The sequence below is a fragment of the Photobacterium sp. TY1-4 genome, assembly GCF_025398175.1.
Taxonomy (GTDB): Bacteria; Pseudomonadota; Gammaproteobacteria; order Enterobacterales; family Vibrionaceae; genus Photobacterium.
Map to the genome: position 1 here is coordinate 1,781,467 of NZ_CP099735.1, position 15,221 is coordinate 1,796,687.

Here is a 15,221-nt window from a genome sequence, read left to right on the forward strand (position 1 = left end):
AGCCTCGCTGTAAAGCGCAATGCAGTTCACTTAAGCGGAGCGGCATGGCGATTAACCGGATAGCGGGTCTTTGATATCTTAACTGCCCTGGGCCTAGATGGCCTGGGGCGATTTTCCTTGAAGAGCACGGACAGGTCCCCCCGTAGTGCCTTTAGCCTCTTGGGCGTGTTTCCCGGTGACAGTGCCTTACTCATTACCCTGAGCTGACTTGCAATAAACTGGCAGGCGTACTTGAAGCTTATTTCTGTGGGGGCTCTGTCATGCGCCACAGCCGCCTGGCTTGCCTCTCTCCTGACCAGGTTGTAGCCGAGAAGCAACCCCCATAACTCTTGATAAACCAGCTCGACCGTTTTGCTCCGCAAGGTAAGAGAATTGTGCTGCATGGAGCTCTTTATATCGCGGTAGCCCAGTTCAATCTCCCAGCGTTCGTGGTATAGGGTGGCAACCTGCTCGGCGCTGTACATCTCTCTTGGCAGGGAGGTGAAAACCGTTTTCTCTTTCCCGTCTACCTCATAGGTGACTGCCCGTACCTGCCATTTCTCAGGAAGGGTCGGATTCTTCTTTCTCGCTTGGGGCGAGACCTTCATCTCGATAAGGTTGTCATTGGTTTCCTCCTCGTCGAGAAGTGTGTATACCACGCCTTTTTTAGCAGGAATAAGCCAATGTCGGTTTGCCCCGCTGGCAGAGATGCCCAGCAACAGGCTTGCTCCGTAAAATCCCTTATCCAGCAAAGTCACCGAGTTATCCGGCAGCGAGTTGATAAAGGGTTGGGCCAGCGGTATTTCACCTCGGCGATAAGGGCTGATATCGGCATCAATGATGATATGGGAACGCACGTTCATCATGGTGACAAGACGGAGTACAGGGTAAGGTGTCTGGCGCTTTCCGGATGTGTTTCCCGAACCGAAGTGTTCGCGAAGCCCGGGGGTATCCGGGGTCCTGAACAGAGCCCCATCAACAGCAAAAACCTGAAGTTTATTCCAGCTGTCTTCCGGGTACCTTTCTTTACCCCATACCTGAGCACACTGTTTGAACAGCCATTTAGGCGCTTCCTTTCCCAGTCGCTGACGGGCTTGTGTCAGAGCACTCTTGGCCAGGAGTTCCTCGTTTGCCAACCCTTCGGCACAGACATTCATACGGCGGGCCACTTCAGCTATAGGCTCATTGCGGAAAAAGGCCATACCGACAATAAGCCAGAGCACCATATCACTGGGGAGCCGTCTTCGTCTGATGGTTGCCTGAGTCGATAAAGATGTAGCTCTGGCAACCCACTCGTCGGGAACGTGTTCAGAGAAAGTGGTCAGCTGGGAGATATCGACAGGAGACTCTTCAAGAAAATCTGTGAGTGCGGAAGCTACGGGCATAAAAAACCGGAAACCAGTAAATGATTTCCGATTCTGACGCATCAGAAGGATCAGTCAACCGATCCTTAACTGATCAGCATTGCGCTGTAAAGCGAGGCTTTTTTATGGTTCATCTCGGATCTCCGGAGAAGACGGATCGAATTTTCAGAAAGAAATAATCAGTATCTCGATAGCTATAAGCTATTCGTTTCATTACTTTGATCCTGTTGTTCATTCCTTCCAGGCGACAAGTATGAAGCGCATGTACCGCAGAGGAAGTGATTCCCGCCCGGTACTTTTTAAGCTTTTAGGCAAACTGGATGAGCGGTTGAACACCGCTCTCCATGACCTGTCGCCACCAGACTTCCCACAGTCTCTGGCTTTCCTCTTCAGTGCGGCAATACCAAAGTTCCTTCAGTTGCTCTTTCATTAAGTAGGCCACCATTAAGTCTTTGTTCGCGGCGAGCAATTCTTCCAGATATCCGACTTGCTTATCATTCAGGTTGTTTCGGTTTTTCAGCAACACCCACCGCCCCCGCTTGACCCGACGACGAGCAGGTTTGTCGTGCTTAAGTTGGTTAGCGCAGTCAACCCGCACACGGTCAATCACCTCCCGGCCATACTTGGCAACAACATGGAATAAGTCATAAACAACCATGGCTTTAGGACAATGCGCTTGTACTTCTAAATCAAACGCTGTGTTCATATCCATTGCAACGGCTTCAATCTGCTTGCAATGGTCACCCAGCTGTTCAAAAAACGGGCGGATGGATTCTCGACTGCACCCTTCGTTAATCCAGAGAACTTGGTGTGTATCGGCATCAGCGATGACCGTGGCATAGCGGTGCCCTTTGAATAGGGCAAATTCATCCATAACCAAGCGCTTTACTTTGCTCCAGTCTGGCTCTTTGACCTCTCGTGCCAAACGCCTCTTATCGATGTTTTTGATGGTCGTCCAGTGGAGCTTCACCAGTTCAGAAATGTGTTTGATGGGAAGCCTGGTGAGCAGCTTTTCGACAAAGCGGACTAAACGGGTTGTTTGCCTGGAATAAGGTTCAAGCCAAGTGATTTGTTCAGTCAGGATGCCACACTGAGGACATCGTAATCTCCTCGCTGGAACCTTCAGGGTTACCGCATAGTCCATAATGTTTCTGTCCGAGATTGTCCGGATGGAAGTATCATGCACTTCAGCAGAAATTGAGCCGCACTGGCATCTTGGGTGGCTGGTTGGAGACAAGTGAATGGTCAGGGAGTTGCTATGCTGTGAATAGCCACCGACTCAGTAGACACTAATTAACCTTTCTTCATACCGCTTTTCATACTCTACTGGTGACAACTGATTATTGGAACCGTGTCTGCGTTTGACGTTGTAGAATATCTCGACATATTCGAAGATATCCATCCGCGCTTCTTCCCGAGTGGAATAGATCTTTCGCTTCACTCTTTCTCTTTTCAGTAACTGGAAAAAACTTTCAGCTACCGCATTGTCATGGCAGTTACCCCGACGGCTCATGCTTGATTCCAGACCGTGCTGCTTTAAAAATTTATCCCAGTCATGACTTGTATACTGGCTTCCTTGATCGGAATGCACGAGTACCTTCTCTGACGGTGAGCGTCGCCATATCGCCATCAGAAGCGCGTCCAATACCAGCTCTTTCGTTATTCTGCTTTTCATCGACCAACCAATCACTCTCCGAGAGAACAGGTCAACGACGACTGCGAGGTATAGCCAACCTTCGTGAGTTTTTATATACGTGATATCGGTCACCCAAGACTGATTTGGAGCAGTCGGGTTGAACTCCCTGGCCAACTTATTCGCAACAACGACATTCTCTGTGCCCACTTTGGGCCTGGGTTTTCGATATCCTCTTTGCGACTGTAAGCCTTCTCGTTTCATCAAGCGGTGAACTTGGTTGATACCGCAACATTCACCTTCATCACGTAAATCACTGTATATTTTTCGATAGCCATAAACGCCGCCAGATTCCAGCCAGAACTGCTTGATGAGTCCGAGAAGGTATTTACGCCGTTTCTCCTGTCTGCTGTCGGGTTGCTTAAGCCAAGCATAATAACCACTTGGGTGGATGCTAAGGACTTTACACATACGTCGAACAGGCCAAACAGCCTGATTGGCTTTGATAAAGGCGTACCTCAGTCGGACTGGCTTGCGAAGTACACCGCGGCTTTTTTTAATATGTCCCTTTCTTCGGTGACTCTTTGCAGCTCCTTTTTGAGTCGACGAATTTCGGCACTTTCATCGGACTTGGCTTGATATTGGGAGGAATCTGGGCCGTAGCGTTTAATCCAAGCATAAAGGCTATGCGTGGTAGTCCCTAAACGATTTGCCACATCGGCTACACTATGGCCTTTTTCAGTAACCTGTTTGACGGCTTCAACTTTGAATTCTTCTGGGTATCGCTTGTTGCTCATAAGCACCTCTCTGCTAGTCATTTTGTCTAACTAAAAGGTGTCTATCAAGTCGGTGGCTATTCAGTAATTAGATCAGTGTTATTGGACATGTTGGCATCTTACTTTTATCAAATTTAGGTTGAGCCTCCCTAAGCCACATGCGTTCATGTGGCTGATGGGAGAGGGTAAGTTTGCCCACCATCGGTGGGCGTTATGGGATTAGGTAGCTTGAGGTTGAGGTGATGACCTTGGTATAGAGAGGCGAAGAAAACCAAGCCCAAAAGCAATGACAGTTGCAATAACCGCAATGCCATAGTGGGCACCATAACCTAAGTTGGCGATGACAATGCCACTTGCCAGTGCCATCAGAATGGCAACCGCCATGTCTGTGGACTGGAAGAGGGTGAAGTCAACACCAGCTTGCTTGCCGTATGCCCATTCCATCATCAGGGTATAAAGGGCAACAAACTTCGCGGCGGCTACTGCTGAACTGAGCACGTAGAGGATCGGTAAATGGAATGCGCTTATGATGAGCTCTAGCGTATCGAGGAAGAAGCAGGCAAAGACCAAGGCTTCTAAACTTAAACAGGTCAGCAGCATGGTACGAGCAGAAAAGTGTTTCATTAATATGGCACTGACTAGCACCCCGATCAGTCCAGTGATGGCGCCACCTCCTGCGGCAAGTATACCTAGATCGGTCAATTGAAGACCTTGATCAAACAGGTAAGGTATCATCATTGATTGCACGCCTCGTGTCCCTATTTGGCATACTACTACCATGAGTAACCCCAAACGAACGCTGGAACTGTTCCAGGCTCTGCGCAATGAAGGGTGGCACGTTTCGATTTGAAGTTGTGGTGAAGGCACCTCTTTACGAAACAATGCAATTGTTGGTAGTGACATCGCAACAATGAGTGTCATCAGAACATACAGCGCCGTTTGCCATTGGTAGACCCCCATCATATAGATGAAAAGTCCACCACCAAATAGAGCACCGATGTAAGCGCCTCCGACTTGCATTGAGTTGCCTAAATGACGACTTCTTTGCGGCAATCGATCGACCGCTAAGCCATCCGTACTGATATCTGCAACAGTAGAGAATAAAGCCAGAGCAAACACGCTGATAAACAACAGGGCAGGGAGCTGTATCGCTGAAGTTAAAGCCATTCCAGTGAGGATGACAACAACGCCTAATTGGGCAAAACCAATCAGTTTCCCATGGCTCAACAGTCCGCGGCGCTTTCGCATTGCTTCCACATAGGGTGCCCATAAGAATTTCAACGCCCATGGTAGCATCGCTAAATAAAACAAGCCGATTTGAGAGGTTGAGATACCCTCAGAGCGCAACACGGCAGGTAGCCCTTGCAGTGTAAACATCCCAACGAGGCTTTGTATGGTGTATACGCCAGCAAGAACCGCCAATAGTGGTTTGAGGCCCAGCGTCGTTTGAGCGGTGTTCATGGTATTACCACTCCAGCTTCATGTTCAAGCCAACCTCTCGCGCTGTACCGTAGTTGCTGTAGCGCGTGTTGCTTCGAGTGTACGCATAGGTGACGTACTCTTTGTCGGTCAAGTTATGACTGAACAAGCGCAGAGAGAGGTTGTCATTGATGGCATACTGAATAGCTAAGTCGACCAGAGTATATCCGTCTTGTGCCACCGTGTTGTTTTCATCAAAGTAGATTTTTGAGGTGTATCGTGCGTTGGTAATGATTGAAATGTCGCCGTCTACCCACGTTTGAGGCAAGTAATACTCAAGCCCAGCTACAGCGGTTGTATCCGGTGCATAAGGCAGAGTGTTGCCTTGAATACCATTGTTGCCCGATTCGAATGTCGACTGACCGAAGGTGGCACCTAGTGTCAGAGTCAGATCATCTGTTGGGTAGTAAGCAAGGTCGAGTTCAATTCCTTTACTTTGAGCATCGCCCATATTGGTTAGGACCTGACTGTTGGGGTTGCCCGTGTACAATTGAATATCTTTTGTGTCGATCCAGTATAGAGCGCCACTAAAGTGTAGGGTATGATCGAGCAAGATGGTTCGCCACCCCAATTCACCATTTAGAGATTTCTCTGCATCATAGCCATTGGTATCGCCTGAGCTGCGTGGAACTGGACTAAAGCTACCAGGTCTGTAACCGCTGGTTATTGAGGCAAATATTCTTGAATCTTCATCCACTTGCCAGCCAAGCGCCGCTTTTGGTGAAACCACACTTTCCGACTTGTCCGATTGGTAACTGTCAATCATCCAAGCGGAGTTACCGCCAAAGTCGGACTCAGAAGCGAATCTTGATGCGCGTAATCCGCCAGTGAGGTCGACACTTTGTGTTAGCGCATAAGTCGCTTGGCCAAATAGAGCATAGGTATCGGTCTTGATGTCATTCTGAGCACCCGTGTTAACATCAAAGCGCCGATTTTCGTAGTAGCCACCAACTAATGTTGAAAGGTCATCGTTGAATTGGGTGTTAGCGCGTACCTCTTGGCTGAAGGTGTTTTGGTCTTCCACCCATTTTCCACCGACAAACTGACGGTCAACGTTGCGATTCTGGTACGCCGTGATACTGGTTAACTGGGTAGCCCCAAGATCGTAACCCACATTTAAAGCATAGCTATTGACGACACGTTTAAGTTCAGGGATGTCTTGGCTGGTCGCCTTGTTGTTATATTCTTCTTGAGTTAAATACCACTCTTCATGGCTGTCTAAGTGCGCAGAAGATACTGAAAAGGTGAGGGAGAGTGGTGATTGCTCAGGCAGATAGTGGAATCGGGCAGTACCGCTAAAGTCTTCGGTTTCATTGGCATCATCCGTATTGCTTGGAATATGACGAATGTTTCCTTCGTCTTTTAATGAGCGGATTGCAACATCAGCATAGGTTGTTTCGCTAATCGCGACGGCGGCTGAGCCATCAAGCTGTTGACTTCGATTGCTGTAGGTAACACCTGCTGAAGCTACGGTCTCATCGGTAGCCTTTTTTGTCGTAATGTTGATGACACCACCTTGAGCATTGCCTCCGTATAGCGTGCCTTGAGGACCTCTGAGTAATTCGACTTGTTCTACGTTCAATAACTGCTGGGTGAGGAATGCACTGTCTTGCAGTACACCATCAACGTAGATACTGATTGTGGGTGAATAATAGTCGGGTGAGCTAACGCCTCGTACGGTTGTATTGGCATACGTGCGGTTACCTCGTGTCTGAATCATCAGCCCCGGAAATGCTTTCTCTAAATCTTTCACTTCGTGGATCCCCGCTTTCTCAAGCTCTTCACCAGTTTTAATCAACACTGAATTATCGACGCGCTCCAGAGGAATATCCTGCTTAGTGGACTCGATGATCATGATTTCCTGATACGTACTTTGAGCCGTTGCAATCGGGCTGATGGTGGCGGCAATAATGGCTAATGTGATGGGAGAAAGTAAGAAACTGTGCCTGTACATCTTGCGGGATCCTTCAAATGACAATTTTATCGTCTATGGTGCAAATTTTGGCTTTTTTCCGCTAACTCAATGAGGGGAAAAAAAAGCGCGAACCGACGTTTTCTGTTTTTCGTGGGGTTTAAACAAATCACCCTTAGTATTTTTACACGAGCAAAGACTCGATTTCGTAATTAACCCATTGTTTAAAAATGATAAATCATGCATCTATTTAGGTGCTGTGCGGTTGAAATTAAAACGGACATTAGGTTTGTGGGTTGGCTATTGGTTCGGTAAAGTCATGCGATTAGGCGACTCTTTGCGTAATGAAAGATAGGCTGACGGCGGGCAGCCAAATTCACGCTTAAATGCAGCGGAAAAGTGACCATGATTTGCGTAGCCTACTTCTTGCGCGATATGGGAAATGTTCAATGTACTGAAATTGAGTAGTTCTGCTGCTTTTGCCATTCGTTGTTGAACGATATATTGATGGATTGTGGTGTTGAGTTCTTTCCTAAACCATTGTTTTAATGAGTTTTCATTGGTGCCAATACGATGTGCTAGTTGAGTGATAGTCGGGGGGGTAATAAACTCTTTATCTAGAATGTCAATTGCTTTTCCCAGACTATTACTGTTATCAACTTGCTGAGGATAGGCATTGTCTTCAATTAAATAGCGAGTGGCATCACTCATAAAGCTGTAAGACAAGTGGCGATGGATGCTGTCACACTGGTCGATGGCCATAGATAACCGGACTGAAAAACGAAGGAATTGAGCCGTGGCAGGTTTTATGATGATAAAGGGTTCGCGGTTTTTTAGCTGTCGTTGTGTCTTCTGGCCAATTTGCATAACATCGAGGTATTCGAGTATAACTTGTCTCGGGATTTGCAGTGCAAACATTTGAGTCGCTTGTGGCTGATATCGACACAGCCCGGTCCGAGCATCTGAATAGCACAATGCGATCGTGTTGCTTGGTAAAATTCGCGGTTCTGACAAGCTGTGAATGTGATAGTAAACCGCGTTGCCGAGGTTGAGCATGATTGTCACAGAATCGTATTCGGCTGTGTCTGGGGTGTCCAACTGAGTCGGGGCGCAAAAATGTCCATGGAACTGGCTCAGTACGATTTCGTCGTTCAATTTGTTGCATCGCAGTGAAAATTTACATCGTGGATGTTTGAAGACAATGTTACCGTTCGTTTGGATGGACTCTTCTATGAGATCTAAATGAAAGGGAAGTCGATAGTAAGCCATAGTAATTACACCAATAAAACGATAATGAGAAACATTATCACCATTGAGTTGTTATGTCTATGGTTGCATTATTCGAGACTCTTCTGGTAAATAAACCCCAGTTGACTGGGGCGTTTAAATGATGGGGCGTGGAAGGGAATACTTAGGCGCTTTGATGGGATTTCCGATACTGAAGTGGGTTCTGGCCAAAGTGTTGTTTAAACAACTTCGTAAAGTGCGAAGGGCTGGAGTATCCGACTTTGTATACGATATCAATGATCGGGCGATCAGTAGATTTGAGCTCGCTGGCTGCAATGTCCATACGGGCTTGCTGTAGCAATTTAGAGAACGTTGTATTAAATAGCAGTTTAAAACCGCGTTTGAAGCTGGTTTCATTGGTACCGACTTCCTGGCACAACGCACCGATACTCCAGTTTCGGCCAGGGTCTGACTCGATCAATGTGTGCGCTTTCCGGATTTTGTTTAAGGTTCGGCTCGAAAGGCAAGGGCATTCTTCGGCTTTCTTGTGTGATTTGAATGCCTCGAGTTGACCGAGTAGTTTGGATAAGCACAGATAGGCCTGTGATGCGTTGTAAAGGCGATCTGTGACATCTGACATCTTTCGTTCTGCTTCTGTGCTTAACTGTCGGATAAAATGCTGAATTTCAAAGCTTGTATCAAAAATTATGGGTTGGTTTTCAGTAAAAGGATAGTTTTCTCCCATTTCTGCCTGTTCTTTCATTTGCTGATAGATAGGACTCAAATATTGACAGTCAAATCGAATATCGGCTATCTCGATGAAGCTTTCTTCCTCGCTGATGAACACGTCATTGAAAGTGTTGGCTGAGAAAATAAGGACACTTTTTCCTTTTCCTATATGCGTTGGGTGCTCGGAGCCATTGTGCCAGAGAAGGCGTTCGCCTCGAAGTACTGTGAGGAGTCTCAGGCAATGGTGCTGTTCATCTTTATGAGGTTCATTTGAAATACATCCACCGTACCCTGAAAGAGTGTGTATTTGGCAACCTAGGCAGCCACTCATGGATTGGCTGAGTGAAGTGGGGCGAAGCGCTGAATTCGTCGTTTTGCCTTTCGTACAATACGTCCTTATTTGGAAGTGAGTGGATCGAGATTTTGAGTAAACGCTGTTCATATTTGGTCCCATTTAAAACGGCTTGGTCAGCTTACTGCTCACAATTTCCACTAAGATTTTGAGATGTGGGCCACACGATGAGGTTTCGTGTTATATGCGTCGTCTCATGTTTTTGTTTTATTCTCGTCGTATGATTAGTCGTAGGGACGATAGGACTATTTTGTTGAGCGCCTATGTTCTTGTCTACTCACATCGGGACTGATTTACTTCCATCTTGAGCCAGAATTGAGTAGCGATGTTGTGGTCGTTACATCTCATTTCTTGTTTCGTTGGTAGGTGGCATTGAGCGAAACAGTTTTGAAACCTTTCGATAGTCGATGTTGGAGTGATGGGGCCCAAGATACAATCAATTAAGTGGCACTGATTTTATTCAATTGTATGGGATGGCCGGGCAGAATGCCCGGCGGTATGAGCATCGTTAATCTGCTGACAGAAACTCTTGCAGCAGCTGCTTATACATTGCTACTGGCTGGGCACCTGTCAGGGCGTCGGTCTGGTTGAACACCACGGTCGGCACTGCCGTCACGCCGTAGCGCGGCCAGTCGTGCAGGGTGGCTTCGATGTCGGCGATGGTTGCTTTGTCGTCAAGCTGCGCCATGGCAGGTTGCGGATCCAGGCCGACGGCTTCGAGTTCTTTGGCCAGCACGGTGCGGTCGGAAATGTCTTTGCGTTCGCCGAAGAAAGCGGTGAACAGGCGCATGGCCAGCTCGGTCTGTTTGTCGAAGGCCTTGGCATAGTCGAGCAGGATATGGGCATCGCGGGTATTGACGGTTTTCATCTCGTCAAAATAATCAAAAGCAAAGCCGAGCTCGGCACCCAACTGGGTCAGCTGGTCCCGGGCGTGCACACTGTCGGCCACGCTGGTGCCGTATTTCTTCGCCAGGTGTTCACGCAGGTTTTCGCCTTCCGGCGGAATGTCCGGATTGAGCTGGAAAGGTTGCCAGGTGATGGTCACTTTATCCTGAGCACCCAACTCGGTAATGGCTTGCTCCAGGCGTTTAAAGCCAATGATGCACCAGGGACACACCACATCCGAAATGATATCTAACCGTAATTGTTCCGCCATTGTGTTCCTCTTCCTGTTGTGAACCAGTTTTTCATGTGCCGCAGCCTTTATAACAGCTTAGTTGTTAAAATGCTTGTGTCGGTTTCTTACCACCGGCGGGACGGAAAGGGTTGATTTTCAGCTCGGAAAAGTAAAGCAGGGAGCCGAGACGTGGCTCCCTGAGCAGGAATAACGGGGAATAAAAACGGCTGTCAGCCAGTCTTACCTGCCGGACGTTCCCTGACCATAGTTGATGATGGCCTCGCGATACAGCGCCAGCAGCGCGTCGCTGTTGACCTGAACGCCGACGCGTTGGCTGCGGTTGTCCTGCCAGTCGTCTGTTTGATAGCGGCGGCCATCATATTTTTGCAGCGTCATGCCTTCGGCAGGGCCGTCGGTGACGACCCGGACCGGTCCTTTGCGCAGGGTAAACAGCGCCGGGTCGATGACATAGGCAATGGCGGATGGATCGTGAACATGACAGCCGTCCATTCCGAGTTTCTGGGCATAAAACCGCAGGTAGTAGCGGCTGACATCCCAGATAAATTCGCCAACATGACCCGCTTCGGCTTTCAGCGCATCCAGGTATGCCGAGGAGAACATGCTCTCTTGAGTGACATCCAGACCAATCACCACCACCGGCCAGTCGGCGGTCAGCACTTTGTCTGCCGCATGGGGATCGTCATGGATATTGGCTTCAGCGTATGGGGTGACGTTGCCGCGATGGCCGTTTTCGCCGAATGCACCGCCCATAATCACCACTTCTTTCACTAGCGAGGTAATTTCAGGGGCGGCTTCCAGTGCCAGTGCCAGATTGGTGAGCGGGCCGACGGCAACCAGGGTGATTTCACCCGGGTTGGCTTTGAGGGTGTCAATGATGTACTGATACGCCGGGCGGGGATCGGCTGTGGCGTGCTGTGGCTCGCTGGCATGGCAATCGCCGAATCCGGTTTCGCCGTGAACCACGACGGTTGCGCCGACAGGTGGACGAATCAAGGGTTTGTCAGTGCCTTTGGCGACGTCGGCGTTGAGCTGAAATTGCTCTTTCAGATACAGGGCATTGCGCATGCCGTTGTCGATGGTTGCGTTGCCGTAGACGGTGGTGATGCCGATCAGGTCAATGGCCGGGTGTGCTTCGGCAAACAGGATCGCCATTGCATCATCGATGCCCGGATCGGTATCCAGAATAATTTTTTGTGGCATAGGGTGAAGTGTTCTGTTTACGGTTATTGGTATGACAATTGTAACCGGTTTCGGATGAGCCTCCTGTGAGTCAATTCACGGGAATGTGAAAAAATATGATGGGTTTTGTTTTGTGTTCGTGACATAAACCGGAACTTTGTGACGGGCAGCCCGGACGAAGAAGTGTTGTGTGTGTGCTGTCTGTTCTCCGAACTTCGGGGAGTTCAGATGAGAAAGCGCCCGGGGAAACCCGGGCGCTGAGGACGTTTGATGCTGACCGGGCGAACCGGTGTTGACTGTTGGGCTATGCGGCCAGTGATTTCTTTTGTTTTCGGCCCGACTGGTTGGCGATCAGGGTTTCGTGCAGGGTCCGGATCGTCACCGCATAATCCTCATCGGCCACCACAAACTGGACATCGACATTTCGCAGCGATGAGTGCGCTGCTTTCGGGGTGATATTTTGTGCCATCAGCCCGCTCATGCCGCTGCGTAACACTTCGTTGGTGTCGATACAGGCACCGATGGCCGAGATCAAGGCGACCATATTGCCGGTGATTTGGGCGTCCGGTAGCATTTGCTCGGCTTGCGTCAGTACCCGGTTATGGGACGTCGATGAACCGGCCAGATAATAGGTGATTGAGTTGGCGTTCATCTCTTTGCCGATGAGCTGGACCCGCTCGTTGCGGATGATCTGCATCAGGTCATAACCGATGTTATCTGCTTTCCCGACCATGGACTGATCGAAAATATTCAGTGCAAACACCTTGTCGCGACCGGCAATGATTTCAACTTTCTGAGTCTCCGGCTGGTGATCCGGGGTGATCCAAGTGCCTTTGTGTTCCGGCTCGAAGGTGTTTTTTACCACCAGTTGGATCTCTGCCCGGCGCAGGCCGGAAGCGGCATTGGGGTGAATCGCTTCCATCCCCAGGTTGGCGAGTTGATCGGCAACATCGTAGTTGGAGATCCCCATCGGCATCACTACATCCGGGCCGACAATGCGTGGGTCAGCAGTACTGAGGTGATACTCTTTATGGATCACCGCTTGTTTGGCCTGGGTCAGCACCGCCAGGCGGCTGAAGGTCATCTCGCTGTAGCCGCGATCATAGGTCTTCATCAGCCCTTCATCGCAGTAGACATAGCCGGTGACAATCGGCAGTTCTTTGGACAGGTCGATGTCACTCATTGCCTGAGTGATCACGTCATCGAGTGAGCCTGCGGGTTTGTCGTCCCAACCCGACAAGTCGACAAACCGGGCGTTGACGCCGTGTTTTTTCAATTTCAGGACAGTATTAAATGCGCTGTGCGCTTCCCCGATCGAAGACAGGAACTCCCGGATTTGCGGCAGGTAGGCCGACAGGGAAAACTGCTTGAACTGGCAGGTCTCCAGAATATTGTCGATACAATCCCGGGCCTGGCTCAACCGATCGGTGACGAATTTATCAGCCCGCTTGCGGCACAGGGGATCGGCAAAAATATTGTCGTTGATCAGCAGCATCCGCTGCTTCAGATCGTCGAGTTTTTCTTTCCAGATCGCATTGCGGTCGGCAATGTGCTGGTAGATGCCCGGCTCGCCGGAGCGCTTACACTCCAGCAGGGCATCGGTGATCCCGCCGTAGGCCGACACTACGAAGATGCGTTGGTAGGGGGATTGCGGGTAAAACATAATATTATCAAGCACTGCGTCGAACGCAGACATGGATGTACCACCGATCTTTTCGACGGTATGCATTATAGGCTCCTTAGTGGCTTTGGCCGTTGCCAAAGCCAGATTGATGAGAATTTATTCGCTCAGCGGATAAACGCCGTTTTTGTCATGCACTTCCTGGCCGGTCAGCGGCGGGTTGAAGACACATGCCATGACCATATCTTCGTCTTTATAGGCACGCAGCTGGTGCTCATCGTTCTGATCCAGGATGTACAGGGTGCCCGGCTCAATCGGATAGACTTTACCATCGGCCAGGGTTTCAATTTCCCCGCGGCCCGACACGCAGTAAACCGACTCCAGATGGTTTTTGTAATGAATGTGGGTGTCGGTATTTTTGAAAATGGTGGTGATATGGAAGGAAAAACCCATGTTGTCATCCTTGAGCAACATCCGGGTACTTTCCCAGTTCTCCGCAACCACGCGACGTTCACTTTGGCGACATTCTTCTAATGTTCTGACAATCATTGTGATCCCTTTTCTTTATGATGCTTTTTTCAGTCGTGATGAAATGGTTTTCTCAACCGCGTCGGTGAAGATGGCGATCCCCTGAGCCATCTCTTCTTCCGTAATGGTCAGCGGACAGAAGAACTTGAGCACTTCGTCATCCGGTCCGGCTGTTTCGATGATCATGCCGGCGTCAAAACAGGCACGGGCAACCAAATGGGCAAACTGACCGTCGTGGCAGGCGATGCCTTGCATCAGGCCACGACCTTTGATCTGATCGAAGTGAGCCGGGTAGCGTGCCAGCAAGGGGTCGAGTGCTGCTGTTAGCTGCTCGGCGCGGGCCTGGATATGTTGCTGGAACTGGTTATCCTGCCAGTAGGTTTCAATCGCCTTGGCGGCGGTGACAAAGGCGTGGTTGTTGCCTCGGAAGGTGCCGTTATGCTCGCCCGGCAGCCACTGATCCAACTCGGGTTTGAGTAGCACGATAGCCATCGGCAAGCCGTAACCGCCGATCGATTTCGACAGGGTGACCATATCTGGTTGGATGCCGGCAGGCTCGAAGCTGAAGAAGTGGCCGGTGCGGCCGCAACCCGCCTGGATGTCATCGACAATCAGCAAAATGTCATGCTGCTTACAGAGAGTGTCCAGTTTTTGCAGCCAAGGGGTTGAGGCGACGTTCAGTCCCCCTTCGCCCTGGACCACTTCCAGGATCACGGCGGCGGGTTTATCCATCCCGCTGGAGTTGTCGTTGAGCATGGTTTCGAACAGCGCCAGGCCATCGACACCGGCGTAGCCGTCATACGGCAGGCGGGTCACGCCTTGCAGCGGCATCCCGGCACCACCACGGTGGTGCTGGTTACCGGTGGCAGCCAGTGCGCCGTACGACACGCCGTGGAAGCCGTTGGTAAAGGCGACGATTGAGTGACGGCCGGTCACTTTGCGCGCCAGTTTCAGCGCGGCTTCAACGGCATTGGTACCGGTCGGGCCGGTGAACTGCACTTTGTAGTCCAGACCGCGTGGTTTGAGGATCGTCTGCTCCAACTGGGTTAAAAACTCGCCCTTGGCTTCAGAGTACATGTCGAGGCCGTGGGTCAGGCCGTCGGCATCAATGTAATCCATCAGGGCTTTTTTCAGGACAGAGTTGTTGTGGCCGTAATTGAGCGCACCCGCACCGGCGAGAAAGTCGAGATATGCTTCACCGTCCGCGGTATACAGCCAGCTTCCTTTTGCCTTTTGAAAGACGACGGGGAAGTTTCGGGCGTAACATTGTACGTTTGACTCTTGGTCTTTGAAGATATTCATTT

General features: G+C 49.9%; 11 protein-coding genes and 1 pseudogene. All 12 read right to left on the reverse strand.

Translation table 11 applies throughout. From position 1 onward, the window contains the following. Window positions 1-26: 26 nt before the first annotated feature. A complete protein-coding gene (locus NH461_RS24700; RefSeq protein WP_261603602.1) occupies window positions 27-1,364 on the reverse strand; it encodes an IS4 family transposase in 1,338 nt (445 codons plus the stop codon). A 109-nt stretch (window positions 1,365-1,473) separates the two neighbouring features. Beyond that, a pseudogene (locus tag NH461_RS24705) lies at window positions 1,474-2,610 on the reverse strand (ISL3 family transposase); the annotation flags it as partial. A 12-nt stretch (window positions 2,611-2,622) separates the two neighbouring features. After that, window positions 2,623-3,773, reverse strand: a protein-coding gene (locus NH461_RS24710; RefSeq protein ID WP_261603603.1) for an IS3 family transposase whose coding sequence is annotated in 2 segments (ribosomal slippage) — window positions 2,623-3,536 and window positions 3,536-3,773 — 1,152 coding nt in all. Because the reading frame shifts where the segments join, the coding sequence is not laid out codon by codon here. A 198-nt stretch (window positions 3,774-3,971) separates the two neighbouring features. Further along, window positions 3,972-5,213, reverse strand: a complete 1,242-nt coding sequence (locus NH461_RS24715; RefSeq protein ID WP_261603604.1) for an MFS transporter — start codon at window positions 5,211-5,213, stop codon at window positions 3,972-3,974. Between the two features lie 4 nt (window positions 5,214-5,217). Further along, window positions 5,218-7,185 (reverse strand): TonB-dependent receptor, encoded by a 1,968-nt coding sequence (locus tag NH461_RS24720; protein ID WP_261603605.1) that lies wholly within the window; start codon window positions 7,183-7,185, stop codon window positions 5,218-5,220. Window positions 7,186-7,443: 258 nt separating this feature from the next. Next, window positions 7,444-8,412: a helix-turn-helix transcriptional regulator gene (locus NH461_RS24725; protein WP_261603606.1), complete on the reverse strand. Its 969-nt coding sequence runs from the start codon at window positions 8,410-8,412 to the stop codon at window positions 7,444-7,446. Window positions 8,413-8,554: 142 nt separating this feature from the next. Then, window positions 8,555-9,541, reverse strand: coding sequence for a helix-turn-helix transcriptional regulator (locus NH461_RS24730; RefSeq protein ID WP_261603607.1), 987 nt, complete (start codon window positions 9,539-9,541; stop codon window positions 8,555-8,557). Window positions 9,542-9,959: 418 nt separating this feature from the next. Continuing rightward, a complete protein-coding gene (locus NH461_RS24735) occupies window positions 9,960-10,607 on the reverse strand; it encodes a DsbA family oxidoreductase (RefSeq protein ID WP_261603608.1) in 648 nt (215 codons plus the stop codon). 201 nt (window positions 10,608-10,808) lie between these two features. Beyond that, the gene (locus NH461_RS24740) at window positions 10,809-11,789 is read right to left on the reverse strand and encodes a nucleoside hydrolase (protein WP_261603609.1); all 981 of its coding nucleotides are present in this window, start codon (window positions 11,787-11,789) and stop codon (window positions 10,809-10,811) included. Window positions 11,790-12,072: 283 nt separating this feature from the next. Then, window positions 12,073-13,500: an aspartate kinase gene (locus tag NH461_RS24745; protein ID WP_261604629.1), complete on the reverse strand. Its 1,428-nt coding sequence runs from the start codon at window positions 13,498-13,500 to the stop codon at window positions 12,073-12,075. A gap of 48 nt (window positions 13,501-13,548) precedes the next feature. After that, window positions 13,549-13,938, reverse strand: coding sequence for an ectoine synthase (locus NH461_RS24750; protein ID WP_261603610.1), 390 nt, complete (start codon window positions 13,936-13,938; stop codon window positions 13,549-13,551). A gap of 15 nt (window positions 13,939-13,953) precedes the next feature. Beyond that, window positions 13,954-15,219: a diaminobutyrate--2-oxoglutarate transaminase gene (gene ectB, locus NH461_RS24755; RefSeq protein ID WP_261603611.1), complete on the reverse strand. Its 1,266-nt coding sequence runs from the start codon at window positions 15,217-15,219 to the stop codon at window positions 13,954-13,956. Between the last annotated feature and the right edge of the window lie 2 nt (window positions 15,220-15,221).

Excerpts from the sequence above, each read along its gene's own strand:
- NH461_RS24735 (WP_261603608.1), bottom strand. The coding sequence starts at position 10,607 with ATGGCGGAACAATTACGGTTAGATATCATTTCGGATGTGGTGTGTCCC.
- NH461_RS24730 (WP_261603607.1), bottom strand. The coding sequence starts at position 9,541 with ATGAACAGCGTTTACTCAAAATCTCGATCCACTCACTTCCAAATAAGG.
- NH461_RS24720 (WP_261603605.1), bottom strand. The coding sequence starts at position 7,185 with ATGTACAGGCACAGTTTCTTACTTTCTCCCATCACATTAGCCATTATT.
- ectB (WP_261603611.1), bottom strand. The coding sequence starts at position 15,219 with ATGAATATCTTCAAAGACCAAGAGTCAAACGTACAATGTTACGCCCGA.
- NH461_RS24750 (WP_261603610.1), bottom strand. The coding sequence starts at position 13,938 with ATGATTGTCAGAACATTAGAAGAATGTCGCCAAAGTGAACGTCGCGTG.
- NH461_RS24715 (WP_261603604.1), bottom strand. The coding sequence starts at position 5,213 with ATGAACACCGCTCAAACGACGCTGGGCCTCAAACCACTATTGGCGGTT.
- NH461_RS24740 (WP_261603609.1), bottom strand. The coding sequence starts at position 11,789 with ATGCCACAAAAAATTATTCTGGATACCGATCCGGGCATCGATGATGCA.
- NH461_RS24725 (WP_261603606.1), bottom strand. The coding sequence starts at position 8,412 with ATGGCTTACTATCGACTTCCCTTTCATTTAGATCTCATAGAAGAGTCC.
- NH461_RS24700 (WP_261603602.1), bottom strand. The coding sequence starts at position 1,364 with ATGCCCGTAGCTTCCGCACTCACAGATTTTCTTGAAGAGTCTCCTGTC.